The organism is Streptomyces palmae, from assembly GCF_004684805.1.
GTDB lineage: Bacteria > Actinomycetota > Actinomycetes > Streptomycetales > Streptomycetaceae > Streptomyces > Streptomyces palmae.
Window position 1 is genome coordinate 1 of the sequence record NZ_SRID01000678.1, and the last position, 1339, is coordinate 1339.

At 69.2% G+C, this 1339-nt stretch carries 1 protein-coding gene; it reads left to right on the forward strand.

Annotation, left to right across the window (positions count from 1 at the left end):
- The first annotated feature begins 448 nt into the window (after window positions 1-448).
- Window positions 449-922, forward strand: coding sequence for a nuclear transport factor 2 family protein (locus E4099_RS32005; RefSeq protein ID WP_135342586.1), 474 nt, complete (start codon window positions 449-451; stop codon window positions 920-922).
- Window positions 923-1339 lie beyond the last annotated feature (417 nt).

The window sequence follows — 1339 nt, forward strand, 5'->3', positions numbered from 1 at the left end:
GGCAGAGGTGGCATCCATGGCACTGCCGATCCTGGCACGCCCGCGGCCCCGCTCGGAAAACCTCCGACCGCGCGTCATGGGCTCGGGTCGCCTGGTTGGGCCGTATCAGGACACGATCTTCCCGCCCCGCGGGTGGGCATGGCGGGTCCGCCCACCCCACCGAAGGGGCCGGCGCCCGCTCCGGTGAGGTCGTCGCTCGCTCCGGAGAGGTCGGCGCCCGCCCAGGCAGTCGGGCCCGCCCGGAGAGACCGGCCCCGCCGAAGCGGCCGGCGCCGATCCGGTGGGGGCGCGGGGTCTGCCCGCTCCAGCAGTGGTACCGCCCCGCAGCAGTCGGATTTCGGCAGGTCAGCGCATTAATATCGGGTGGCCCGCCATGGTCGGGAACCTCGCATGACCGATATAGTGCAAATGCCCCCCACACGCACCACCTTTTGTTGAGGGGACACCCATGCGCATCCGTTCCGCCGCGGCCATCGCCACCCTGCTCTGCCTGCCGCTCACCGCCTGCGGGGGCAGCGACGGCGACGGGGACAAGCCCGCCGCGAGCAGCCCGGCCGGGAAGGCCGACGGAGCCCAGGACTCCGCCGCGAGCGGCTCGGCCGAGAAGTCGGACGGGGACCAGGCCACCGCCGCCCTGGAGCAGTCGGTGCGCGACTACACCAAGGCCCTGTTCACCGGTGACGCCTCCGGGTACGCCCTGCTGTCCGAGCGCTGCAAGAAGGAACTGACCAAGGAGCAGTTCGTCACCATGGGCGAGCAGGCGCACAACGACTACGGCTCGCTGACCGTCAAGAACATCAAGGTGGACCAGATCAGCGGTGACATGGCGCGGGTCTCGTACGGCGTGGGCGTGCCGCAGTTCGAGCAGAAGGCGCAGTCCTGGACGCGTGAGGCCGGCACCTGGCGGTGGGACGCCTGCTGATCCGCCCCTGAACCACGGCCCCGCCCTCCCCCGAGCTGCGGGGCCGTACCCATGCCCGCCCTGCCGCGGGGAGGAGCCGGACCAGACCGGCACCGCGGAACCGCCGCATCGCGCCCGTACGCGCCCACCAGGTTCGCGCGCGTTCGCGAGACCCGGGTCGCCCGATTACCGCGGACCGGCTCCCTGACGTTCGGCAGGGGCGGCGGCGCCGGGCGGGCTTGTAGCGTCGCAGCGGTGACCGGGATGGACGGGACATAGACGTATGGACGATGCGGGAGCGGCGTACGAGCCCTTGGTGAAGGGCACGGCGTACGGGGTGTCTCTTATACACATCTCCGCGAAAAAAAAAAAAGAAATGGGACCAACATTTACAGAATTAATATCAGGATTAGCTACGCTGAAAACATCTAAACATAC

Bases quoted from the DNA above. Each gene is read 5' to 3' on its own strand.
- E4099_RS32005 (WP_135342586.1), top strand. From the start codon at position 449: ATGCGCATCCGTTCCGCCGCGGCCATCGCCACCCTGCTCTGCCTGCCG.